Raw genomic sequence first — 23,676 nt, 5'->3', positions numbered from 1 at the left:
GCGCGGGCATCCCGGGGCCTTAATCGCCGAGCACCATTTGGCCGCCGCATCAGCGGCAGGCCGAAGCAAAAGATGGCGCAAAGCCGAGGGACAGCCGGATACGCGGTGAGGTCCTCCGTCCCGGAGGGGCGGATGGGCGTGAATAAGATGGCGGCCCGGCGGAGATCCCGCCCGCACGAGAGCTGAGGCACAGCACCTGCAGAAGGCGGTCGCACAGCGGAAGCTACGCAAAGTTTAACCAAAACGGGGCTGATAATGTGGTTGGCGGGCGCTGCCTGAATGGAATAAGGTCCCCGTTAACGAAACGCGGCCGTGATGATCAGCCGGAACCCGGCTGAGATTTCGGATTAAAATTTAACATGACCTAAAAAAATCTTGCTGGCCATCTAAGATGGTGGGCCCGGCCAGATTTGAACTGGCGACCTTCACAATGTCAATGTGACGTCATAACCCCTAGACCACGAGCCCAGTAGGCCTCTGTAATAACTGGATATAATTATACTTTCCGAATGCCCGGTCCCGGACCGGCAGGTTCTGGCCCTCCGATATGCAGGAAGATTTGGGAAACGGTTATTATCACGACTTCCATGGAAGGGCGATGATAACGCTGGGGATCGAGGGCACGGCGCACACTCTGGGCGTGGGCATCGTCGATTCGGACGGGAAGATAATGTCGAACGTGATCGACATGTACCGGCCGCCCCAGGGCGGGCTCCACCCCAGGGAGGCGGCCAACCACCATGCCGAGGTCGTCGCCGGAGACATCGGGAAGGCCCTGGAAGAGGCAGGGATCTCCATTCACGACGTGGACCTGGTCTCGTTCTCCATGGGCCCGGGCCTCGGCCCCTGCCTGCGCGTCGCGGGCACCGCCGCGAGGTCCCTCGCGCTGTCCCTCGGGGTCCCGATCGTCGGCGTCAACCACTGCATCGCCCATATCGAGATCGGCAATGCGACCACCGGATGCTCCGACCCGGTCCTGCTGTATGCCTCGGGAGGCAACACCCAGGTGATCGCCTATTCGGACCGCCGCTACCGCATCTTCGGAGAGACCCAGGATGTCGGGATCGGGAACATGCTGGACAAGCTCGGCAGGGAGCTCGGCCTGGGATTCTACGCCGGGCCGGCCATCGAGAAGCTGGCCAAGGACGGCGACAGGCTCCTGGACCTCCCTTACTCGGTCAAGGGGATGGACATCTCCTTCTCCGGGATACTGACAGCCGCCGAGTCCTACAGGGACAGGGGCTGCAGGATCGAGGACATCTGCTATTCAGTCCAGGAGACCGCCTTCGCGATGCTCACAGAGGTCACGGAGAGGGCGATGGCCCATGTGGGCAAGTCAGAGGTCCTCCTGGGCGGCGGGGTGGCCCAGAACGGCCGTCTCCGCGATATGCTCTCTGAGATGGCCAAGGAGCGCGGCGGGAGGATGTTCGTCCCCGACAGGAACCTCTGCAGGGACAACGGCGCCATGATCGCCTGGCTGGGGAACCTGATGTACGGCTCCGGGGTCAGGATGGACATCGCTGATACCGAGGTCAGGCAGCGTTTCAGGACCGACGAGGTCCCCGTTACCTGGCGCGACTGATATAGGGAATATCGTTCTCAGCCATCTGCCGAGTCAGAACCGGCGTTCAGACAATGGCTGTACCTCAGATACCTGCTCCGGTCGGTTCAAATCGGTCCGGCCGGATGCTGTTCTCAGTTCTTAGTCTTCTTCTGCCGGCCGACGGCCTCGTCGGCGGCCCTGAGGAAGTCCTGCACCCTTTCGGACGGGAACGAACCGCCTGCAGCGATCTTGTGGCCTCCCCCTTCGCCGCCTGCGGCCCTGGCGGCCTCAGACATGGCCTCGGCGAGGTCGACGCCTGCATCGAGCAGGGAGAATGTCGCTCTCGAGGAGGCGTTCGCCTTCGGGTCGGAGGTGTTCACGCCGACAGTGGGCTTCGACGGGTCGGCGAAGTAGCTCATGGCGGTCCCGCAGACCATCCCGGTGAAGCCGACGACGGAAGAATCGAACCACTGGATGTTCTCCATCTGGACCAGGCCCTCCCTGTCGACGGCCAGGACTGCCTCCAGGAGTTCCCTGGAGGATGCCCTGTCGATCTCCTCGGCGGCCTTCAGGGACTCGGCATCGCCCATCCCTGCGGCGACGCCCAGCCCGGCCTCCCCGGAGCGCCCGGCGGCGTTCAGGACGCCTGAGAGCGACTCAGCATCGGTTCTCCAGCCCGGGAGCCAGTACCTGGTGCGGGCCAGCTCCTCGAGCTTCTCGCGGGTGACCCCCTGGGAGATCAGCTTCAGGGCGATGAGGCTGGACAGCCTGTCCTTCTCCTCCTCGGTCAGGTCCGCCTGGGACCTGTCCCCGGATATCCCCGCATCGGCCAGCAGGGCCGCCGTCCCCGTCTCGCTGCCGCTCACTCCGCGGATGTAGGGGTCGGTGGACAGGTAAAGGGACTCGGAGAGCTTCCCGGGCGGGATCAGAGAGCCCGGCCTCTCCTCGGCCAGCCCTCTCTGCTCAGCGCCGCTCAGGACGAAGGCGTTCAGCCCGCTGAGGCCGTTGATGTGCTGCCTGTCCCCTGCCATGCCGGCGAGGGCCAGGGGCGCGAGGTCCCAGTTGGATTCGTCAAGGGTGACAGCGAAAAGGAACGCCATCGTCGCGCCGCATCCCGAGGTCATGCCGTCGATCCCGTACAGGTGGGGGTTGGCGTAGACGGCCTTCTCCGCCTGGTCCTTCACCGTGTGGTGGTCCAGGACCACCGCGTCGCAGGGCAGGGCATCGAAGCGCTTGATGTAGGATGCTCCGAGATCGGTTATCAGGACGCACTCCGACGGGGTCTCCTCGATCGTCTTCATCTGCTCCTCGTTGAGCGTCGGGAAGATCGTCATGCGGAACTCCTTCCCTTCGCGGAGTAGGGCCTTCGAGATGATGGCGGCGGCGGTTATGCCGTCGGCATCGAAGTGCGAGTAGCATTGGATAAAATCATGGCCGCGGACAGTGTCCGCGGCCGCCCGCAGGGCGGAAAGAAGTTTAGAAGGCAGGTCGAAACCTTCCATGAAGCTCACTTGAGCATCAGTTCAGCGTTGGAGAGAGAATACTTCCAGGTCTCGGGAAGGACGCCGTTCTCTTTGTAGTAGCGCTCCAGGCGCCTGATCTTCGCTTCGATCAGGGTCAGTCCGCGCTTGTTGGCGACGTCATTCGGGTTTGCTGAAACATGGTTGTTGAGGTTGATCGCGCGGACCATGAGGGCGGCGAGGTCCTCGGGAAGTGCTCCGCTGGCCTTCCTCTCTGCCATGATCTCGGTGACGGTCTTACCGGTCGCGAGCTTCACGTTGGGGACGGCGTACTGGTCCCTGAGCACCATGCCGATCATAGCGGGGGACATACCCTCGTTGGCGAATGCCTCGATCTTGTCCTCTATCTCGGTGGCTGACAGGGGGACCCAGTCGGGGTTCTCGGTGATCATGGGGCGTTTGGAGGACGCCTTTCCCTTTCTTCTTGCGTGCATTCTTGCCATTATGAATCACTCATCTTGGCGGCGAGGCTAGGTCTTCCCTATCGGTGTTCCCTATTTAAAGTGTGTTGTAAGGCCGATCGGAGGCCCCGCAGGCGTCCAGCTCGCGCTCCGCCCAGGGGACGGTGTCCAAATACTCCTCCCTGGGGAAGGACAGCTTCTCCGGGAGCGAGCCGAAGAACGAGCTCTCCATCTCGCAGTCCCCGTCGGCGGCCCCGGCATCCGCGACGGCCGCGCACACATAGCAGTGGCCCAGGTCCCTCGTCGCGACCACCTTTATCGCGAACCCGGACTCCTCCCGCGTCTCGCGGACGGCGGCCTGCTCCGGGGTCTCGCCTTCCTTGATGTGCCCCCCGGGCATCTCCCAGCCCCCTCTCCGGGCGTTGAAGACCATCAGGAACCTCCTGCCGCGGAACGCGACGGCGTACACCGTCGAGCCGGTGTCCGGGGTCATGCGCGCCTCACGGCGATCATCTCGTGGGAATCCTCGAACGGCTCCAGGCGCCTGGCGTCTACGATCTCGAACCCTCTCTCCCTCAGGCGCTCCTCGGCCTTCCTGAAGATCCTCGCCGGCTCCTCGGCCACGTCCTCGGACCTCGCCTTGACCGCCATCATGCCGTGCTCGGCGCCGTACGCCTCCATGTTGTCGGCCAGGATGTCGGCCTGCCCCTTCTGCGCCACGTCCTGGTAGACGATGTCGGCGTGCGAGACCATGAAAGAGTACTCCGAAGGCCGGGTGGCGTCGGCCAGGATCGGGATCATGTTCTTCCTCGGCCGGCAGTTCGAGACCAGCTGCCTGAACATCCTGGGGGCGAACTCGACGCAGTAGACCTTCCCCATGCTGGCTATGTCGGAGACGTGCGACGGGGTGGTCCCGCTCGAGGCCCCGAGGTACAGGACGGAGGACCCCGGGAGGAACGGGAACGCCCTCCCCCCGTTCGCCAGGTAGGCGGCGAGCTTGCTGCGGTGCGGGTCCCATTCGCGGTACTCCTTCCCGCCCGCCGTGACGGTCCTCTCCCCGTAAACGCGGGTCCCGGGCGCCGCCGAGAGGGTGTAGAGGCGGCCGTTCTCCGCGAAAACGGTCCCCGATGTGAAATCCATGGGCTGCATTCCCCACTCCGATGCGGCGCCGCCGATAAAAAAAGTGCGCCGGCGCGCTGTCTTTATACGCGCACGTACGATAGCAAGGTCCATATGGAAGTCACGCTGGAGGTCCTCAAGGCCATCGGGGCGGCGGTCAAGGAGAACATCGACAAGATCCCGACACAGGAGGAGAAGGGGAGGGACATCGAGATGGGAGCGGACGGCACTCCGACCGCCCTCATCGACAAGGTCGCCGAGAACACCGTTCTCGATTACATCGTCAGGAACGACATCGCCCTGAACGTCCTGAGCGAGGAGATCGGCTTCATAGACAACGGCGCGGAGGAGACCATGGTCCTCGACCCCATCGACGGGTCGCACAACGCCATCGCCGGGGTCCCGCTGTACACCGTGTCCATGGCCATCGGGTCGGCCAGGCTGTCCGATGAGAGGCTGGCCTACCTGTTCATGCCGGCGACCGGGGACGAGTACTGGGCCGAGAAGGGGAAGGGGGCGTACAAGAACGGGCGCAGGCTGCATGTCCGCGCCCCGAAGGAGAGCTCCCTCCTCATGATGATCTACACGGGGAACGGCGCCCATCCGTCCGCCTGGGAGCTCGGGAAGAGGGTGAAATCCTCCCGCTCCTACGGCTGCTCCTCGCTGGAGATGGCGTTCGTCGCCGAGGGCACCGCCGACGGGGTCTACATGAACTCCGAGAGGTACACCCGCGCCATCCGCGTGGTGGACATCGCCGCCTCGTACCTGATCCTCAGGGAGGCCGGGGGATACATCTACACCCTGGAGGGAGCGGACTTCGACATGCCGTTCGACCTCGAGACCCGCGGCAACTTCATCGCGGTCTCCAGCCCGTCCCTCTACGATTTCATCACCCGCAAGCACCTCATGTCCGGCAGGAGAAGGGTCTACGGCATCGTCGCCAACCCGAAGGTGGACGGCGTCAGGGGCTACTTGGAGAGGGTCATCGAGTCACTGGGGGACGCCAGCATAGTGCTCGACAAGTCCGCCGCCGCGGTGCTCGGGAGGGACGACGGTCTCGAGATCTCCGACATGCATGCGGACACCGTGATAACGATCGGCGGCGACGGCACCATCCTGAGGACGCTGAACGCCAACTCGGCGCCCGTCATGGGCATCAACGCCGGCGGCGTCGGGTTCCTGGCCGCCCTCGAGCCCTCCCAGATAGAAGAGGGCATCGCCAGGCTCAGAAACGGCGACTACACCATGGAGGAGAGGTTCAAGCTGGACACCGCCTGCGGGGACGAGATGTTCGACCCGGCCGTCAACGAGGCCGTGGTGCACTCCGACTCCATCGCGAAGATCAGGAAGTTCAGGATCTACGTCGACGACAGGCTCGCCACGGAGGTCAGGGCGGACGGGATCATCATCTCGACCCCGACCGGGTCCACCAGCTATGCGATGAGCCTCGGCGCCCCCGTGGTCGACCCCAGGGTAGACGCCCTCGTCATCGTACCGATGGCAGCCTACAAGTTCTCCTCCCGCCCCATCGTGGTGCCCAGCTGGAGCAAGGTGGACGTCGACTGCGTGCTGGACAAGGGATGCCTGCTGGTCATCGACGGGCTCCTGGAGCATAAGGTCGAGGGCGGCTCGAGGCTGACGTTCGTCAGGTCCTCCCAGAGCTTCAGGATCATCCGCTTCGACCGCGACTTCTACAAGAGCCTGACGGAGAAGCTGGTGAACTCGTCATGAACATCAAAGGGGTCAGCATCGATTTCATCGATGCCCTGAACGAATCCGCGAGGTCCGTTTACCCGGACGAGTTCATCTGCCTGCACCGGGCGCACGGCGGCATCATCGACGAGATGGTCATGCTCCCCGGGACGGTGTTCGGGGACTCCCACAGCTTCATCATGGACTGGATGGACCCCATCGATTTCCAGAGGACCGGCTCGGCCCATTCCCATCCAGGGTACTCCAACGAGGCGTCGGAGGACGACCTGCAGGTTTTCGGGAGCATGGGCGGGGTGCACTTCATCACCTGCCAGCCGTACGACAGGACCAGCTGGAAAGCCTATAATTCAGCGGGCGATGAGGTCCGCCTCGACATGCTGTACGCCGACGGCACCAAGGCCGACCCGCAGGCCCCGCGAAGGTCAGATCGAGCCGCGGACGAGCTCCTCCGCCTCATCGAGCATGGTCGCCAGGTAAACAGGGTCCCCGGACTCCGCCGAGATCTCGATCCTCTTCGGGTCGGAAGGGTCGGGGTTGACGTAGAGGATCCCGCGGCTCATCTGGATGCAGAGCCCTCCGCCGCCGTCGACTCTGCTCACGTCCGCATCCTTCACAGAGTTCAGGAAGCGGTCGGTGAAGGCGCTGAAATACCCGTCGAAGTCCACGTAGGTCCTCCTGACGGTGTATCTGGGGAAACCCTCGAGCACGTTCCTTATGCTCCTGGCCCCCGCGAGCTTGGAGATCTCGGCCGCGGCGGCCAGCGCGTCCGGGCACTGGGTCCTCTTCGGGAACACGAAGAGGCCGTCCAGGGTGCCGGCGAAATCGGCCCCGCTGTCCTTCGCGGCCTTCATTATCGATTCCAGCGAGTTCCCGTGGCGGATCAGCCCTCCGCCGTTCTTCCCGCGCGGCCTGTACCTGTAGAACGCATCGTCGACGATGCTGGGAGAGGCATAGGGGACCACGGCCCTGGACGGTTTGACGGCCAGCAGCATTATCGCCAGGAGCTTGTCCCCGGGAACGAACTTCCCGCTCTCGTCCAGGAGGGCCAGCCTGGTGCCGTCGCCGTTGAACGCTATGCCTATGGACCCGGTGCTCGCGTTCACGAAGCTCGACAGCCCCGCCAGCTCCGCCCTGTCTATGCCGGGGGAGCGGGGAGGGGCGCCGCCGCTTATGTGGGCGTTCAGGCCGATCGGGTCCGCCCCGCTCTTCTTCAGGATGCGGTCCGCGCAGACGGACGTGCTGTTCCCTCCGGTGTCCGAGAGGATGTAGCCTCCGCCCTCGCCCTCGGGGAACGAATCGATGTACGCGTCCACCGCTCCCGGCTCGGAGCGTATGCAGCCGACGTCGCTGAAAGGCGGGAGCTCTCCGTCCGCGCCGTCCAGGCGCTCGAGCGGGAAGGGGGAGCCCTCCGGGAGGCGGATGCGGATGCCGGCGATGTGCCCGTAATCGTCGGGGGAGCCGACATGGACCGTGCAGTCGACCCGGTCCCTGAACGCTATGCAGAGGCCGGGCGCAGGGATTATCCCTGCGTCGATGGCGTCCGCGCCGGCGGAGGTCAGGCCGGCCATGAAGGCCGCCGCGATCATCTGGCTGCTCGGGTTCGCGTCGCGCCCTACCGCCACCTTCAGGCATACGGACCCCAGCTTGGTCCCGAGGGAGAGCGCCCTCGAGGGGGTCATGTCGTCCGTCAGGGATACCGCTCCGCCGCTGCCGTCCATGGACTCATGATGGGCACCGCCGATAATAGTTTTTGGCAGGGCCCCAGACGGCAGGAGAACGGGCCGGGATATATCGGCAAACTCGCAGCCAAAAAGACCCAGATATGACGTTTTTTGCAACTCGGAACCTGAATTTTCGATAAGTCTTATATACTATTCAGCGAGTTTATCTTCATTAAGAGAAACTGCAGTATGAGGTTTTGAAATGGCGATGGAGAGAATAACAATAGCCAAGGCCAAGCAGATAGCGAAGATAAAGGGTCTGAACCCCGGAAAGGTCAAGGGCACCGAGGGCGTCCAGTTCACCAAGGGCACCAACGGGCGTCTCGACGTCATCTCCTGGGATGAGTTCGAGGCGATCCTCAAGAAGAGGAACCTGGCCGTCTACGAGTCCGGCGGCTGGATGAAGATCATGAACGCCTGAACGGACGCACATCTCCGGACAGGAAATCAAACTCCACAAACTTCTTCCAACACTTATCCTTTAATAGAAGAACGCGATGGGGAACCCCACCTGCAGAGATAGTCAAGCATGGCCAACGACGTTAGATTCAGGGTCTAATCCCTAGCGGTCCACGGGTTCGAATCCCGCTCTCTGCACCATCACTCTCATTTCCGCCTGCCTGAGGGCATTTCCCCCGGCGGCCCCGTCATGCAGCCTCTCTCCCCGCTTCTGCTTTTCTGTGCTCGCGCTCCCTGAGCCTGAGCCCCCATTCTGCCCAGGCCCACATGAGCAGGGCCCCCAGCCAGTGCCCGGTTATCAGCGCCCACCATTCGGCATCGAGCGAGAAATACGATGCGGCCCAGAACGCGGCGGTCATCTCCAGGTTCCTGATGAGCGCCGACGCCATCGAGGACCCTGCCATCCTTATGCTCTGCAGCTGGGCCGATCCGATGTCCCTGAGGACGAGTATCGGTATGAACAGGCAGTACAGGCGGATGGTGCGGGCCAGGTCCGCCCTCAGGTACGCCGAGTCCCCGGATGCGAACACGGCCGCGAACCAATCGGAGAACACGAACAGCACGGCGGCGGCAGCGGTCACGGCGATGAGGGATATCTTCAGCCCCTCGGACACGGTCCTGCGTATCCTGCCGAAGTCCCCCATCCCGAACTGGGCGGAGCAGACGGTGGCGATGGCCCCGCCGATCCCCGCAGGTATGACTCCGATGAGGTCGACGTACTTGTACGCGGAATTGTAGAGGGCGGACCCGTCCGGGCCTCCGACCTTCACGAAGAAGTACAGCATCAGGATGTTGAAGATGTAGAAGATGTCGAGCTCGACGGCCTTGGGCACCCCGATGGAGGAGAACGCCTTCACCGGCCCCTTCCTGAACCTGAACCCTCCGTAGGAGATGCGGAGCTCGGTGTCCTTCTTCACATGGTACCAGTAGGCCGCGGGCACGGCCGCCGCCGCGGAGGAAACCGAGGTCGCCCATGCGAGGCCCGATATCCCGTATCCGAGGCCATAAGCGAAGACCGGGTCCAGGACCATGTTCAGCAGGGCCCCGAAGGCCAGGATGTACATCGACCGTCCCGCGTCCCCCTCGGCGCGCAGGGCCCCGGCGTAGATGTTGGGCATGATGATGGCGGCCGAGCAGATGAAGCAGGGGATGCAATACTCCCAGGCCTCCCCGCTGACGCTTCCGCCGCTTCCCATCCAATCCACCACGGGCCTCCCGGCCAGAAGGAAGAGCAGAGCGGCAGCGAGGGAGACGATGAGCATCGCGGGGATGGCCTGCCTGACGATCTCGGCGGCCTCGTCCCTCTTCCCCGCGCCTATCCTGTTGGCCCCGGCGGCGGAGATGCCGATCCCCATCCCATTCCCGATCCCGGCGACGACGGCGTACATGGGAATCCCCAGCCCCAGGGCGGCCAGCGCCTCCCCTCCCAGCCCGGAGCACCAGAAGGTGTCCGCGAACGCGTTGATCTGGGCCACCAGAAGCGAGATCACTATCGGCACCGCCATCGCCCTGAGCGCGGTGCGGGGCTCAGAGGTCAGGACATCGGTTCCGTGCATCTGCCCTCCGTCTAGCGTTTATCTAGTTAATCCTTATGCTGTCCATGAAGAAGGAGGGGAAGGTCACGGCGCAGACAACGCTTTTCGGAGACGAGCCGAAATCGGCCCGGAAGCCCGTCCGCGGGCCGGGGGAGCCGCTGGCAGGGCGGATGCGCCCGGACAGCCTGGACGGTTTCGTCGGCCAGGAGCACCTGCTCGGCGAAGGCAAGGTGCTGAGGATGATGATCGAGCAGGACCGCATGCAGTCCATGATTCTCTGGGGCCCGCCGGGCGTCGGGAAGACGACCTTGGCGCACATAATCGCCGTCCGCACCTCGGCCGAGTTCATCCCCTTCTCGGCGGTCACCGGCAGCGCGAAGGAGGTCCGCGCGATCATGGACGCCGCCGAGAAGAGGCGTGCGTCCGGGAGGAGGACCGTGCTGTTCGTGGACGAGATCCACCGTTTCAACAAGGCCCAGCAGGACGCGTTCCTGCCTTATGTGGAGAAAGGCAGCATCATCCTCATCGGCGCCACCACCGAGAACCCGTCGTTCCACGTGAACTCGGCGCTGCTGTCCCGTTGCAAGGTGTTCGTCCTGAAGGCGCTGTCCGAGGACGACGTCGCGGGGCTGGTCCTCCGCGCCGCCGAGAAGGGGTTCCCGGGGACGAAGGCGGTGATATCGGACGACCTGGCGCATGTCATCGCGAGGTTCGCCAACGGCGATGCCCGCACCGCCCTCAACACCCTCGAGGCGGCCGCCTCGGACTCCCCGAAGGAGAACGGGGCCATCATGGTGTCCGAGGAAGCCGTCGCCGACTGCGTCAGCAGGCGCTCCCTCCTCTACGACAAGACGGGCGAGGAGCACTACAACCTCATATCCGCGTTCCACAAGTCCATGAGGAACTCGGACCCGGACGCCGCGGTCTACTGGCTGGCGAGGATGCTGGACGGCGGGGAGGACCCCTGCTACATCGCCAGGAGGATGATCGAGTTCTCGGGGGACGACGTCGGCATGGCCGACCCCAATGCCATGCTGCAGGCGGTGTCCTGCTTCTTCGCCTGCAAGAACATGGGCATGCCCGAATGCCGCTTCGCGCTCGCGCAGACGGCGATATACCTCTCCCTCGCCCCCAGGTCGGATTCCGTCGCGAAGGCTATAGAGAGCGCGATGGCGGACGTCCGCGGGAAGCCGAACGAGCCCGTCCCCATGCAGCTCAGGAACGCCGAGACGAAGCTCATGGAGCAGCTGGGATACGGGAAGGGATACCAGTACCCCGAGGGGACCGAGGCCAAGGTCACGAAGATGCAGTGCCTTCCGGACGGCCTGAAGGACAGGATCTACTATGAGCCGGGGAACCGCGGCAACGAGGCGTACATCTCCAAGCGCCTGCAGGGGATCCGGGACTGGAAGGCCGGCCGCCGCGGGGAGCCTCCCGAATGACCCAGACATCATTGGATACAGGGACCGAGGACCCCGAGCCCCTGGCCAGCAGGATGCGCCCGAAGACCCTGGACGGGTATGTGGGGCAGGAGGCCCTCCTCGGGAAGGGGAAGTTCCTGAGGCACGCCATCGAGGCGGACAGGGTGCCCTCGATGATCCTCTGGGGCCCTCCCGGCACCGGGAAGACCACTTTGGCAGGGATAATCGCGCGTTCCACGGGGGCAGAGTTCGTATCGATATCGGCCGTCAAAGACGGTGTCCCGGAGATCAGGAGGATCATGTCGGACGCCGAGGCGAGGGCCTCTCGCGGCGGAAGGACCGTGCTCTTCGTGGACGAGATTCACCGCTTCAGCAGGACCCAGCAGGACGAGTTCCTGCCGTACATGGAGAAGGGGAGCATAACCCTCATCGGCGCCACCACCGAGAACCCCTCGTTCGAGCTGAACTCGGCCCTGCTGTCCCGCTGCAAGGTCTTCGTCCTCTCGAAGCTGTCCGAGGGGGACATAACCGCCCTTCTGAAGAAGGCGGCCGCCGAGGGCTTCCCGGGCAGGAGCATTGAATGCTCCGACGCCGGCCTGAGAAGGATCGCCGCCTTCGCCGACGGCGATGCCCGCGCGGCGCTGAACGCCTTCGAGACCGCGGTCGAGCTGTCCGGCGGGGATATCGTTACCAAGGAGGCGATCAGTGGGAGCCTCGGGGACCGTGCGGTCCGCTACGACCGGAACGGCGAGGAGCACTACAACATCATCTCGGCCTTCCACGAGGGGATGCGGAACACCGACCCGGACGCGGCGGTCTACTGGCTGGCGAGGATGCTCGCGGGAGGGGAGGACCCCAAGTACATAGCCAGGAGGCTGATGGAGGCCGCCCCGGAGACCGTCGGTCTGGCCGACAGCACCGCCATGGAGATGGCAGCGGCCTGCTACGAGGCCTGCTCGGAGCTCGGCGAGAGGGAGAGCGCGCTCATCCTCGCGGAGACGGCTATCTACATGTCGATGGCCCCGAGGACCAATGCGGTGCCCATGGCCATAGGGCACGCTCTCTGGGACGTCCACCATTCCCCCGGGGAGCCTGTGCCCATGCAGATACGCAATGCGCCCACCAAGCTCATGGAGGGCCTCGGCTACGGGAAGGGGTACCAGCATGCCGAGGCCTCGGAGGAGAAGATCACGAAGATGCAGTGTCTTCCGGACTCGCTCAGGGACAGGAGGTACTACGTTCCCGGCACCAAGGGCGACGAGAAGTATTACGCCCGCAGGCTGAAGGCGATCAGGGACTGGAAGGCGGGCATCAGGAAGGACCCGCCTCTCTGAACGCCCGCCAGGATGGATGATGCATCCGTAAGGCCGCCTGCTGGGGCCAATTTTAATATTATAAGAGCCTCCCCGGACCCAGTGCGACACAGACGCTGGGCGTTCGGGGCCGCAACATCGGAACTCATCGCAAAGAAGCATGTCAGACTAATTGGGTTACTGTTACTGTTTTTCGGGCCTGGTTTCATCTCTCCTGCGAGTTCGCGAATGCACCTATATGCGCATCTCCCATGATCTGGGGTGCTTCCGGCCCGGAATTTTCCGTTACGGATATTTCAATTGTTTGTAGTCTATTTTGTTAGATGGGCAATGAATATTATAAAATAATTTTAGACAAATATCCGTTTTATTCAGAATTTTTAGTTATATGTTTTTTATATGATGGGTTTTTTCGAGCACTTATGCAGAACAACCGGTACTTCGTTGAGCATCAGAACGAGTACGAATCCTCCGCCAGGAGCTATCCCCGCAAATTCCCTATCGCGATCAAGTCCGCGAAAGGATCATGGATAGAGGATGCGGACGGCAGGAAGTACATCGATTTCCTCAACGGGGCCGGGACCCTTGCGCTCGGGCACAACGACGACGAGGTGAACCGGACGATGGTCGACCTGATCCAGTCGGGAGCCGCGCTCCATACCCTGGACCTTGCGACCCCTGTCAAGGACAGGTTCGTCGATGCCCTCCTCTCCATCATCCCCAAAGAGCTCGCTTCCAGGGCCAAAGTGCAGTTCTGCTCCCCTTCGGGCACTGACGCCGTGGATGCCGCGATCAAGCTCTGCAAGACCGCCACCGGCAGGGGCACCGTCATCGCCTTCTCCGGCGGGTTCCACGGCATGGGGCACGGCGCCCTCGCCCTCACCGGGGAGCTCCACCCCAAGGAGCACGTGCAGAACCTCATGCCCGGGGTCCAGTTCATGCCCTATCCGTACTCCTACCGCTGCCCGATGGGCATCGGCGGCGAGGCGGGGACCAGGGCCTGCATCAATTACTTCGAGAGGTTCCTCAAGGACACCAACAGCGGGGTCACCAGGCCCGCCGCCGTGATCCTCGAGGCCATCCAGGGAGAAGGAGGCGTGATCCCCGCTCCCGACGAGTTCCTGCAGGCCGTCCGCAGGGTCACCAAGGAGCTCGGGATCCCCCTCATCTGCGACGAGATCCAGTGCGGGATGGGGCGCTCCGGGAACGTATTCGCCTTCGAGCACTCCGGCATCGTCCCCGACGTCATCCTCATCTCCAAGGCCGTAGGGGGATCGCAGCCCCTGTCCGTGGTCGTCTACGACAAGGACCTCGACAAATGGGGCCCCGGGGCGCACACCGGGACCTTCCGCGGAAACCAGCTGGCGATGGCGGCGGGGACCGTCGTGATCAGGAGGATCAGCGACCCCGCTTTCCTGGCCGAGGTGACCCGCAAGGGAGAGTACATGATGGGCCGCCTCAGGAAGCTCCAGAAGGAGGTCTCCATCATCGGCGACGTCCGCGGCCGCGGCCTGATGTACGGCATCGAGCTCATCGACCCCCGCGGGCCGAAGGACCTGATGGGCGTTCCCGAGCCCAGCGGGGACATCGCCGCCCGCGTGCAGAGGCTGTGCTTCGAGAACGGTCTCATCATGGAGAGGGGCGGGAGGAACGGCGCCGTCATGAGGTGCCTCTGCGCGCTCAACATACCCGATTCCGACATCGAGAAGGCAATGGCCGTCCTCGAGAAGGTCATCAGGCAGGTGGACGCCGATGCCCGCGTCTGACAGCATCCCGGTGCTCCTCTCCGATTCGGAGGATGTGAAGAAAAGATTCACAGAGATGATAGAGGAGACCCTGAGGGCTGTCCTCTCATCGTACTCCGACGGGAGCGCCTTCTCCGGGATCGGCCCCTATGAGCTGAGGAAGGAGGTCAGGGACCTGGGGTTCCTGCCCGTTCAGGGGAAGGGTTTCGATAAGGTCCTGGAGGAGACCGAGAAGGTCATCCTGCCGAACATGCTGCGCACCTGGTCCGTCAAGTACATGCCCCACCTGCACTCGCCCGCGCTGACAGAGTCGATCTGCTCGGAGCTCATCATCGCCTGCTTCAACGACAGCATGGACAGCTGGGACCAGGGGCCCGCCGCCACCGAGCTCGAGGTCAGCATGATCAGGGGCCTGGAGGGGCTCTACGGCTTCCCGCCCGAGACCGCCGACGGGTGCTTCACCTCCGGCGGCTCCCAGTCCAACATCTCGGCCATACTGGCCGCCCGCGACTGGTACTGCATGGAGAAGTTCGGCTGGGACGTCAAGAAGAAAGGCCTGCCCCCCGAGTTCGGGAAGCTGCGCCTGTATGCGTCCGATGTCTCCCACTTCACCATGGAGAAGGCCTGCCACATCCTCGGGATGGGGTATGAGGCGGTCAGGAAGGTCCCAGTGGACTCCAAGTGCAGGATGGACCTCGGCGCGTTCGCGGAGATGCTCGAGGAGGACGTCAGGGCGGGGCTCTTCCCGTTCTGCGCCGTCGCCACCCTCGGGACGACCGACTTCGGGTCCATCGACGACGCCCGCGGCATGAGGGCGCTCTGCGACCGCTACGGCATGCACCTCCACGCCGACGCCGCCTACGGCTCCGGGCTCATCATGAGCAGGAAGTACAGGGAGAGGATCTCCGCGGTCTCCCTTTGCGACTCGGTCACGGTGGACTTCCACAAGATGTTCCTGCTCCCGATCTCCTGCTCGGCCCTGCTGATGAAGGACGGGGAGAGGCTGAAATGCTTCGAGCTCCACGCCGATTACCTCAACCGCGAGGAGGACGAGGAGGAGGGATACATCAACCTGGTCGGCAAGTCCATGCAGACCACCCGCCGCTTCGACGCCCTGAAGGTCTTCATGGCCTTCCAGACCCGCGGAGAGGAAGGCTACGGGAGGCTCATCGACACCGCCGTGGAGAACGCCGCCTACTTCTACCGCAGGATCTCCGGCGACCCAGACTTCATCGCCCCCGTGGAACCGGAGATCTCCTCGGTCGTGTTCGCCCTGGACAGGGGCGACGGGGTCAACAAGGGGATCAGGCGCCGCCTGATGGACGAGGGCACAGTCATCGGGCAGACCGTCATGGACGGCCGCGTGATGCTGAAGTTCACGCTCCTCAACCCCAACCTGGACCACGCTACGATCGACTCAATCATAGCCAGGATCAAGGAGATCGGGACCTCGCTCTCCTGACCGGGCCCCGGACAGCCTTCGGTTTCCCCGGCGGGCGGTTCAGAGGAACACGGTCGCCAGCATGCCTATCACGATCACGCAGCACAGGGCGTAGGCGATCCTCGTCCAGAACGTATCGTGCTCCTTCCTCAGGTTGTAAGTGGCCGCCGCTATCCCGGCGACCGGAGTGAAGATGAGGACCAGTATCCCGGCCGCCAGCAGGAGGTCCGTGACGTCCAGGACGCTCAGCAGCAATCCCACGCACATGATGGACAGCCCTATGAGGGTCCCCCAGTGGAGGACGTTGGAGGTGTCGGAGTTCAGGCTCATATGATCCCTCCTGCCTGGCACAGCATCACGGCGGCTATGAAGAAGTAGACCACGGTCATGTACCTCTTGAGCGCCTTGGCGTTGATCCTGGAGCTGATGCGGGTGCCCAGCCTGGCCCCGATATATGCTCCGATGGCGACCGCGGCGGCGACGTCTAGGATAATCTCCCCCATCAGGAAGTAGATAACCGCCCCGGAGAATGCAGTTATCCCGATCATGTAGTTGCTGGTGGCGGTGGCGACCTTAATGGGCAGGTGCATGTAGATGTTCATGAGGGGGACCTTTATCGACCCCCCTCCGATGCCGGTCATCGACGATACCGCTCCGGCCACCGTGCACAGGGCCATCCCGCCGCGCACGTGCTGGACGGTGTACTTCTGCTCAGAGGGCTCCGCGCCCGCCTCGACGTAGGAGAAGGTGAACCGGGAGTCCTTCTCGTCGGTGCTGGCATAATGCCTCTCGGGGGACAGGCCCATCTTGATGCCGGAGTACAGCATCACGGCGGCGAACAGCACGATGAGGACGGTGTTGTCCAGGTAGGCGGCGATTATCGCACCCGATACCGCTCCCAGGGTCGTCGTGATCTCCATCATCATCCCGAGGCGGACGTTCGACATCCCTTTCCTGATGTAGCTGGTGGCCGAGCCTGTGGAGGTCGCCACAATCCCGACGAGGGAGGCGGCGGTCGCCTCGGTGGCATCGAGCCCGAAGAGGATCGTCAGCACCGGGACGAAGACGATGCCGCCTCCGAGGCCGAACAGGGCGCCCACTATGCCCGCGCCGACCGCGATGACCATGAGCACCAGGAGCAGGAAGGGTTCCATCGGGCCTCTCCATGAAGGGGACAGATAATAAACTGACGCGAACTCCGCCGGGAGCGGGCCCGATGCCCCCCGGCGGGGGAAAACGTTTCAGAGCTCGTCGAATTCAACAGAGTTGCTTCCGGATTTCCGGGCCAGGTTCTTGGAGATCATGCCCTCCTCGAGCCAGGCGGCGTTGAATACCGCCGGCACGGCGAGGCACTCGAAGCAGACGTTCCCGCGCACCTCGGGGGACATGATCCTGCTGTGGTATACGTCCATGATATCGTCCGAGGACACCTCTTTCAGGTCCTCCCCCATCTTCTGCAGCTTGCTGCAGTCCGAGACGATCTCGATGAGGTCCCCGTTCTCCTTGTGGGTGGCGGTGATCCTGCATTTCTTGTCGCAGACGCGCATGTTTACCTTTACGGTCGAGGTCATGCCGGGGCTATGCGCGAGGAACGATAAGCAATGTTCTACGGACGTCGGCATCCGATGCATGTTGCAATAACGGTCGGGTGTCGGATCCAACGTCCGCACGGCGCATCATCTCGGCCGGGGTCGATAAGTAGAAAGACCTCCGCCCGATTGGGAATGCGATGGCAGTGCTGCTGATCAGGTATTCGGAAATCGGCCTCAAAGGCTCGGCGGTCCGCAACCGCTGGGAGAACCGCATGAAAGACAATCTCATGCAGATGCTGGAGGCCGACGGGGTCGAATCCCTGGTGGAGAAGGGCCAGGCACGCTTCTACATCACCGCCGGGGACATCCAGGCGGCCATAAGGTCCGTGAGGAAGGTCTTCGGGGTCTCCTCGCTGAGCGTCGCCGAGGAACTGGACAGCACCGACCCGGAGGAGATATGCGCCGCGCTCGCGGAATACTCCAAGACGCGCATGGCCGACGGGAAGACCTTCGCTGTCCGCGCCCGCAGGGAAGGGGGCCAGAAGTACACCTCCATGGACATAGCCAGGCAGGTCGGCGACGCCATCTGGGACGCCAACCTGGACAAGCACCCGAAGGTGAACCTCAGCGAACCCGACATCACCTTCTGGGTGGAGGTCAGGCCGAAGAAGACGTACTACTTCCAGGAGTACATCTACGCCCATGCCGGCCTGCCCCTGGGCACCCAGGGGAGGGTGGTCGCCTATGTCGATGACGACCGCGGCCTCCTGAGCGCCTGGCTGATGATGAAGAGGGGATGCAGGGTCTACGTGGTCGGGGACTACGGGCTCGGCGTGCTCAGGCAGTACGACCCCCGCCTGAAGGTCATCGATCCCGGATTCCGCGTCGAGCGCAACCTGGGGTACGTGTTCGGGTACGGGCTGGAGGAGGCCGCCGGGTTCGACCCCGCCTCCCGCGACCGGCCGGCGTTCTTCCCGACCGTCGGGATGACCGATGCCGAGGTGGCGGAGAGAGTGGCGGCGATCAGGAAAGAGGCGGAGGAATCCCCCTCCTGGGGCCGTTCCGCGGAATGACATTCCCCGGTCGTTCACATTATTAACCGCCGCGCCAATCAGGCCTCATGGCGAGATACCAGTGCACCCTGTGCGGGTGGATCTACGACGATGCTGATCAGAAGGTCCCTTTCGACAGCCTCCCCGATGACTGGGTCTGCCCCGTCTGCGGATCGCCGAAAAGCGCCTTCAAGAGGATCGCCGACGGGCCGAAAAACGTTCCGGCGGCCTCCGGCGGCCCGAGGGCGCCCAGGCGCTACCAGTGCCCGACCTGCGGATGGATCTACGATGAGGCGTTCGAGGGCGTTCCCTTCGACAGCCTCCCCGATGACTGGGTCTGCATCATGTGCGGCGAGAGGAAGGAGAACTTCATCCTCCTGGAGGACTGCCCGCCCTCCGGTCAGTCCGGGCAGCCCGGCCCCGAGCATCACGGCGGCGGCCGGGACTCGGAGTTCGATCCGAGCCTGATCAAGCATGACGGCGGGGTCCTGGACGAGATCCACGAGATGGCCGCGACCGGGAAGAGTCCCGGGCAGGCCATGGACACCCTCCTGCCGGTGCCGAAGTTCGACGACATCCTGATCCTGGGAGGGCAGCTCGCCCATCCTCCCCTGGACGACGGCGCCCCGGTGAACATAAGCACGGTCATCGGAACCTCGGCCGCCAGGCCCATGGTCCTGGACAATCCGATTTTCATATCCCACATGAGCTTCGGGGCGCTCTCCGCGACGGCGAAGACCGCTCTCGCCATGGGAGCTTCCGCCGCCGGGTCCGCGATGTGCTCGGGAGAGGGCGGGGCCCTCCCCGCGGAGATGGAGGCCTCCGACCATTACATCTTCGAGTACGTCCCTAACAAGTACAGCGTCAGCGACGCGACGTTCGGGAGATGCTCCGCAGTGGAGATCAAGATCGGCCAAGGCACCAAGCCCGGCATGGGCGGGCATCTTCCGGGCGCCAAGGTCACGCCTGCGATAGCAGAGATGCGCGGGAAGCCTCCGGGGCAGGACATCCAGAGCCCGTCGAGGTTCCCCGAGATAAACTCCCCCGAGGACCTCAGGGACATGGTGTCGACGCTCAGGGAGAGGACCGGGGGCAAACCGATAGGGGTCAAGATCGCCGCCGAGAGAATCGAGGACGACCTGGAGTTCATATCTCATTCCGGGTGCGATTTCATCACGATCGACGGCAGGGGCGGGGCCACCGGGTCCTCGCCCAAGTTCCTCCGGGACGCGTCCTCGGTGCCCACGGTCTACGCCCTCGCCCGCGCCAGGAGGTACATGGACGCCCACGGGATGACCCAGGAGCTCGTCATCACGGGCGGCCTCAGGACCGGAGGGGACTGCGCCAAGGCCATCGCCATGGGGGCGGACGCCGTCGCGCTCGCATCGGGACCGCTCATCGCCCTCGGGTGCCAGAGGTACAGGGCCTGCGGTTCCGGCCGCTGCCCCATGGGCATCGCCACCCAGGACCCGGAGCTCGAATCGAGGCTGGACCTCTCCAAGGGAGCGGTCCGCGTGGGGAATTACCTCAAAGCGCTCTCCGAGGAGCTCAGGGTCTTCGCCAGGGTCACCGGCCATGACGACATCCATGATCTGGGTCTCGACGACCTCTGCACCACGGACAGCGATATCGCCGCGGCAACCGGGATCAGGCACGCCTGACCGCCGGTCAGAGGCATCTGCCGAGGGTGTCCTTCCAGCCCTCGGCCCCCATGAAGGACGAGGGCACATCGGCCTCCATCCTCCGATAGAGGCTGTATGGCACGGCGAAGGTCATCTTATCGCGGTCGATGTAGCGCCTCGCATAAAGGTCGGTGAAGCCGACCACGGCGCGGGGGTGCTCCTTCATCCCTTCTCCGGCGGGGATGGCGTAGATCTGCTGGCAGGCGTGCCCGTAAGGCATGATCACTGCCTGCCCCTCGCCCTCGTAGCCGAAGGAAGCGAGCTGTGCCAGAGCCGAGATCCTCGTCGGGTCGGCGATGAAGACGACCACCTCCACGGGCCTCTTCTCGGCCTCGGCCTCTCCGAGGTCCTGGAAGACTATGGCGTCGTTCCCGTCGCCGATGTCCGGGATCCCGGAGAGGCGGGCCTTCGCGATGTCAGGGTTCCTGAAATGCAGCTTGGCGGGATGCTTTGACCCGGGAACGCCGGTGGACATGGCGCAGGCCGTAGATTCCCTGTCGGGGATGCCGCCAAAGCCGAACCCGCTGACCGCCCCGTGGCAATAGATGTGTGCCTTGTCGGCGGCACACTTCTTCCCGGTCCTGGCACATTTCAGCAGGAGAGGGGGAATGGAGCAGTGGCCCTGCGGCACATCGGCATCCGCGGGGATCTCCGCGGAGCGGTATATCGCGACAGGTCTGACGGTCAGTTCAAGTGCGGCGGCGATGCGGTCCATTGATTATCCCGCTATGAGAACATGGAGCGGCGTTAAAACTGTTGCCGGACGCGGATCGGACAGGCGCCGAAGCCTGCAAGCCACCTGCAGCCATCAAATCGAACGAAAGAAAAACCCGCCCCGTAAAGGGGACGGGGAAGAAGTTTGGCGGGGCAGGGAACTCAGTTGTTCCTGTTGCCGTTGGCACCGCCGGAAGGCCTGACCTTCTCGGCGCCGTGACCCTTGTTCTGGAGGCCGCGTCCCTTCCTTCCGGCCGCGGTCAGTCCGCGGTAGACGCGGTTCTTGTGCTTGTTGTTGCAGATCCAGTTGATCTTGGGGTCATGCTGGATGACAGGGCATGCGGGGTCGACGAGGATGATCTCGTACCACTCGTTCTGTCCGTCCGCTCCGACCCAGTAGGAGTTCAGGACCTCGAGGTTCTGATAGCGCTTCTGGGTCCTCTCCTCGGCGATGGACTGGAGGGATTTGCTGACGATGAGCTGTTCCTCTCCCTTCCTCTTCGCCCTCCTTCCGGTGTTGATGTGCCTCTTGCGGTAGGCACCCTTCCTCACCTTGGCCCTGACGAGGACGTATCCCTGCTTGGCCTTGTAGCCGAGCGCGTGGGCCCTGTCGAGCCTGGTGGGCTTCTCGATGCGGAGGAAGTTCTCTTCGCTCCTCCACTTGATGCGCCTCTCCTGGTTGAGGGCTTTCACATAGGTGTTCCTGCTGTCGGCCCAGGCCTCGGCGATGTACTTGTACATGCTCTTGCCCTGGGGGGCCTTTTTCTCGGTAGATTCTTCTGCCATGATAATCACCTTCCGGATTCGCCGTTAGACGGTACATTTCCGACGGGAACGGAATCCCGTGCCATGTCCGATGCTTACCCCTTATTTAAAAGACACCCGCGCGCGGGGCGGCGGTCGCGGGGGATCCGGCAGACGGATGAAGGGCCATCCGTCAAACAACCGAAGGAAAACTCCACAAACAACCGAAGAATCTTCCTACAAATCGGGGAGGCAACCGAAGAATCTTCCGTCAAACAACCGAAGGAAAACTCCACAAACAACCGAAGAATCTTAAAAATCATCAATGCGATTGCATGTGCCAGATGTCTGAATTTCTTTTAAATTGCAAATTGCTTCAGATTATTGCTTCACCAAATCTTTCGAGGCCTCAGACAACTGTGCGGAGGCGAATGATGAGTTCCGATTCTGAATACACATGGTACTTGAAAATTCAAGCATTCGACATAGAGTCAGGGAAGCCCATTTCAGGTAAGAGCAGGTATTTGCCCGCTTCGTTTCCGGATAATGAAGCATTAAGTCCCGAGGATGCCGAGCGCTTCATCGCTGCGGAACTGGCCCGCCGGGGGTACACGGTCTTCGACGCCTATGCCGGCAGCGTCCGCGTTTCCCTCATGGGCATCAGGAACGGCCTGAGGATATACGTCCGCACGGTGCAGAAGCTCGATGACGGCAACGCGAAAAGGGAACTGGCCGCATTCAGGTACGCTCCGGACTTCTTCCCGAAGCACATCGTGTCCCTGGAGCCGATCTCCCTTACGGCTGATATGTGCGGGTTCAGGTTCAGGATGTTAGGGGAATTCCTGGCATCGAAGGATTACTGATAATCTGTGAACTCAGAGGTCGCTGCGCTCCCGATTGGTAAGAATTAGCCAATCGTTCTGCTTCTGTTGCGGATCAGCAGATAGATCAGGACGGGTGCTCCCACCACTGCGGTGATGGCGCCCACAGGGAGCATTATCGGTCTGATCACCGTTTTCGCTATATAGTCGGCCAATACGAGGATAAGGGATCCGGTCACCATCGAGGCCGGAATCAGGTATTTCATATCGTTCCCGACAAAGATGCGGGATATCTGGGGCGCGAGCAGGCAAACGAAACCTATTGCACCCACGATGCTGACATCTATTGCCGTGATCAGGCAGGCCAGTATGATCGATTCGAGCCTCACTCTGGTCACATTGATTCCAAGCGAGGTAGCGGTGTCGTCGCCCATCCTCATCACATTGATGTTATTCACAAGCAGCATCGAGGCGATCACGGCGAACAGGAGGTCCGCAAAGACGTATTTGACCTGACCGATGACGACGTTGTCTAGGTCGCCCACGGTCCAGAACATGGCCTGTTTGACAGCATCGGCATCGCCGAAGTATTGCATCAGCGTATTGGCGGCGCTGAAAGTGTAGGAGATGCAGATGCCGATGAGTATCAGGGTGGTCGCGTTCACATTCTTTAGGAAACTGACGGCCAGAATGACGCCTGCCGGGATCAGGGAGAATATGAATGCATTGACCATTATCCCATAGATGCCATCATTGGCGATGTTCAGTCCCAAAATAATGGCTATGCCGGCACCGAAAGCGGCGCTGGATGAGATGCCGAGGGTGTAAGGTGTGGCAAGGGGGTTCTTGAGAATGGTCTGCACGATGGCTCCGCCGATTGCAAGAGTGCCGCCTACGCACATGGCAATCAGGACGCGGGGATAATACACCCTCCAGATTATCTCCTGCCGCCTCCATTCGATATCGAACGGATCGTCGCCCGGCCATATCTTGTTGATGAATACCTGGTAGACCTCAGATGCTGTTATGCCGGAAGATGACACTGTCACGGAGTATGCAGACAGCAGCAGCATGGCTGCTGTCACAATGAGTATGTAAAGCAGCCGTTTTCTGCGCCCGAGCCTGATGCTCTCTCTTTCCGCATCGGTCTCGGGCTTTCCGAACAGCTTCTCTGACAGCATCGATCAACACTCCGCGGTG

At 62.8% G+C, this 23,676-nt stretch carries 23 protein-coding genes and 2 tRNA genes; 11 read left to right on the top strand and 14 right to left on the bottom strand.

The annotated features are described in order from the left end of the window. Positions 1-392: 392 nt before the first annotated feature. Positions 393-468: transfer RNA gene (locus O8W32_04220), tRNA-Val, on the bottom strand. A gap of 130 nt (positions 469-598) precedes the next feature. Here O8W32_04220 and O8W32_04215 point away from each other — a divergent pair. Then, on the top strand, positions 599-1,582 hold the full coding sequence (locus tag O8W32_04215; protein ID WII10029.1) for a bifunctional N(6)-L-threonylcarbamoyladenine synthase/serine/threonine protein kinase: 984 nt from the start codon (positions 599-601) through the stop codon (positions 1,580-1,582). A 113-nt stretch (positions 1,583-1,695) separates the two neighbouring features. On the opposite strand, the gene O8W32_04210 is transcribed toward O8W32_04215, so the two are convergent. From O8W32_04210 to O8W32_04195, 4 genes are read right to left on the bottom strand one after another with little or no spacing between them, the layout of a single operon-like run. Next, on the bottom strand, positions 1,696-3,045 hold the full coding sequence (locus O8W32_04210) for a DHH family phosphoesterase (GenBank protein WII10028.1): 1,350 nt from the start codon (positions 3,043-3,045) through the stop codon (positions 1,696-1,698). Between the two features lie 5 nt (positions 3,046-3,050). Further along, the gene (locus O8W32_04205) at positions 3,051-3,506 is read right to left on the bottom strand and encodes a 30S ribosomal protein S15 (GenBank protein WII10027.1); all 456 of its coding nucleotides are present in this window, start codon (positions 3,504-3,506) and stop codon (positions 3,051-3,053) included. A gap of 55 nt (positions 3,507-3,561) precedes the next feature. Continuing rightward, entirely contained in the window at positions 3,562-3,957 is a 396-nt protein-coding gene (locus tag O8W32_04200; protein WII10026.1) for an NUDIX domain-containing protein, read from the bottom strand. After that, positions 3,954-4,613: a fibrillarin-like rRNA/tRNA 2'-O-methyltransferase gene (locus O8W32_04195; protein WII10025.1), complete on the bottom strand. Its 660-nt coding sequence runs from the start codon at positions 4,611-4,613 to the stop codon at positions 3,954-3,956. The genes O8W32_04200 and O8W32_04195 overlap by 4 nt, the downstream gene beginning before the upstream one ends. An 84-nt stretch (positions 4,614-4,697) precedes the next feature. Here O8W32_04195 and O8W32_04190 point away from each other — a divergent pair, with 84 nt between their 5' ends. Continuing rightward, entirely contained in the window at positions 4,698-6,314 is a 1,617-nt protein-coding gene (locus O8W32_04190) for an NAD(+)/NADH kinase (protein WII10024.1), read from the top strand. Positions 6,315-6,372: 58 nt separating this feature from the next. Here the strand turns inward: O8W32_04190 and O8W32_04185 are convergent, their stop codons facing one another. Then, positions 6,373-6,600, bottom strand: a complete 228-nt coding sequence (locus tag O8W32_04185) for a hypothetical protein (protein WII10023.1) — start codon at positions 6,598-6,600, stop codon at positions 6,373-6,375. A 118-nt stretch (positions 6,601-6,718) separates the two neighbouring features. Then, a complete protein-coding gene (locus O8W32_04180) occupies positions 6,719-8,014 on the bottom strand; it encodes a phosphomannomutase (protein WII10022.1) in 1,296 nt (431 codons plus the stop codon). A 205-nt stretch (positions 8,015-8,219) separates the two neighbouring features. Here O8W32_04180 and O8W32_04175 point away from each other — a divergent pair, with 205 nt between their 5' ends. Together O8W32_04175 and O8W32_04170 are read left to right on the top strand one after the other, a co-directional pair. Next, entirely contained in the window at positions 8,220-8,438 is a 219-nt protein-coding gene (locus tag O8W32_04175) for a hypothetical protein (protein ID WII10021.1), read from the top strand. 92 nt (positions 8,439-8,530) lie between these two features. Then, positions 8,531-8,617: transfer RNA gene (locus tag O8W32_04170), tRNA-Leu, on the top strand. Positions 8,618-8,664: 47 nt separating this feature from the next. On the opposite strand, the gene O8W32_04165 is transcribed toward O8W32_04170, so the two are convergent. After that, the gene (locus tag O8W32_04165) at positions 8,665-10,032 is read right to left on the bottom strand and encodes an MATE family efflux transporter (GenBank protein ID WII10020.1); all 1,368 of its coding nucleotides are present in this window, start codon (positions 10,030-10,032) and stop codon (positions 8,665-8,667) included. Between the two features lie 44 nt (positions 10,033-10,076). On the opposite strand from O8W32_04165, the gene O8W32_04160 reads away from it, so the two are divergent. The 4 genes from O8W32_04160 (at position 10,077) to O8W32_04145 (ending at position 15,952) form a co-directional block, all read left to right on the top strand. Beyond that, positions 10,077-11,453 carry a replication-associated recombination protein A gene (locus O8W32_04160; GenBank protein WII10019.1) on the top strand — a complete coding sequence of 459 codons (1,377 nt, stop codon included), beginning with the start codon at positions 10,077-10,079 and terminating at the stop codon, positions 11,451-11,453. Then, on the top strand, positions 11,450-12,766 hold the full coding sequence (locus O8W32_04155; protein WII10018.1) for a replication-associated recombination protein A: 1,317 nt from the start codon (positions 11,450-11,452) through the stop codon (positions 12,764-12,766). The genes O8W32_04160 and O8W32_04155 overlap by 4 nt, the downstream gene beginning before the upstream one ends. A 401-nt stretch (positions 12,767-13,167) precedes the next feature. Next, complete coding sequence (locus O8W32_04150) at positions 13,168-14,511, top strand: diaminobutyrate--2-oxoglutarate transaminase family protein (protein WII10017.1); 1,344 nt, start codon at positions 13,168-13,170, stop codon at positions 14,509-14,511. Further along, entirely contained in the window at positions 14,498-15,952 is a 1,455-nt protein-coding gene (locus tag O8W32_04145) for a pyridoxal-dependent decarboxylase (protein WII10016.1), read from the top strand. Before O8W32_04150 ends, O8W32_04145 begins: the two co-directional genes overlap by 14 nt. 39 nt (positions 15,953-15,991) lie before the next feature. Here O8W32_04145 and O8W32_04140 read toward each other — a convergent pair whose 3' ends face one another. The 3 genes from O8W32_04140 to O8W32_04130 form a co-directional block, all read right to left on the bottom strand. Beyond that, on the bottom strand, positions 15,992-16,261 hold the full coding sequence (locus O8W32_04140; protein WII10015.1) for a DUF1634 domain-containing protein: 270 nt from the start codon (positions 16,259-16,261) through the stop codon (positions 15,992-15,994). Continuing rightward, positions 16,258-17,085: a sulfite exporter TauE/SafE family protein gene (locus tag O8W32_04135; GenBank protein ID WII10014.1), complete on the bottom strand. Its 828-nt coding sequence runs from the start codon at positions 17,083-17,085 to the stop codon at positions 16,258-16,260. The genes O8W32_04140 and O8W32_04135 overlap by 4 nt, the downstream gene beginning before the upstream one ends. Before the next feature lie 87 nt (positions 17,086-17,172). Beyond that, positions 17,173-17,502 (bottom strand): hypothetical protein, encoded by a 330-nt coding sequence (locus O8W32_04130; GenBank protein WII10013.1) that lies wholly within the window; start codon positions 17,500-17,502, stop codon positions 17,173-17,175. Positions 17,503-17,660: 158 nt separating this feature from the next. Here O8W32_04130 and O8W32_04125 point away from each other — a divergent pair, with 158 nt between their 5' ends. Continuing rightward, on the top strand, positions 17,661-18,536 hold the full coding sequence (locus O8W32_04125) for a THUMP domain-containing protein (protein WII10012.1): 876 nt from the start codon (positions 17,661-17,663) through the stop codon (positions 18,534-18,536). Positions 18,537-18,583: 47 nt separating this feature from the next. Further along, on the top strand, positions 18,584-20,176 hold the full coding sequence (locus tag O8W32_04120) for a glutamate synthase-related protein (protein ID WII10011.1): 1,593 nt from the start codon (positions 18,584-18,586) through the stop codon (positions 20,174-20,176). 7 nt (positions 20,177-20,183) lie between these two features. Here the strand turns inward: O8W32_04120 and O8W32_04115 are convergent, their stop codons facing one another. Together O8W32_04115 and O8W32_04110 are read right to left on the bottom strand one after the other, a co-directional pair. Next, a complete protein-coding gene (locus O8W32_04115; protein ID WII10010.1) occupies positions 20,184-20,912 on the bottom strand; it encodes a DUF169 domain-containing protein in 729 nt (242 codons plus the stop codon). Between the two features lie 161 nt (positions 20,913-21,073). Further along, positions 21,074-21,697, bottom strand: coding sequence for a 50S ribosomal protein L15e (locus tag O8W32_04110; GenBank protein WII10009.1), 624 nt, complete (start codon positions 21,695-21,697; stop codon positions 21,074-21,076). A gap of 482 nt (positions 21,698-22,179) precedes the next feature. Here O8W32_04110 and O8W32_04105 point away from each other — a divergent pair, with 482 nt between their 5' ends. Next, a complete protein-coding gene (locus tag O8W32_04105; GenBank protein WII10008.1) occupies positions 22,180-22,518 on the top strand; it encodes a hypothetical protein in 339 nt (112 codons plus the stop codon). Between the two features lie 44 nt (positions 22,519-22,562). Here O8W32_04105 and O8W32_04100 read toward each other — a convergent pair whose 3' ends face one another. Beyond that, positions 22,563-23,657: an iron ABC transporter permease gene (locus O8W32_04100; GenBank protein WII10007.1), complete on the bottom strand. Its 1,095-nt coding sequence runs from the start codon at positions 23,655-23,657 to the stop codon at positions 22,563-22,565. Between the last annotated feature and the right edge of the window lie 19 nt (positions 23,658-23,676).

This window comes from Methanomassiliicoccales archaeon LGM-DZ1, from assembly GCA_030168595.1.
GTDB lineage: Archaea > Thermoplasmatota > Thermoplasmata > Methanomassiliicoccales > Methanomethylophilaceae > Methanomethylophilus.
Note: the sequence above shows the minus strand (reverse complement) of the source record. Positions and strands in the feature narration are given on the sequence as shown.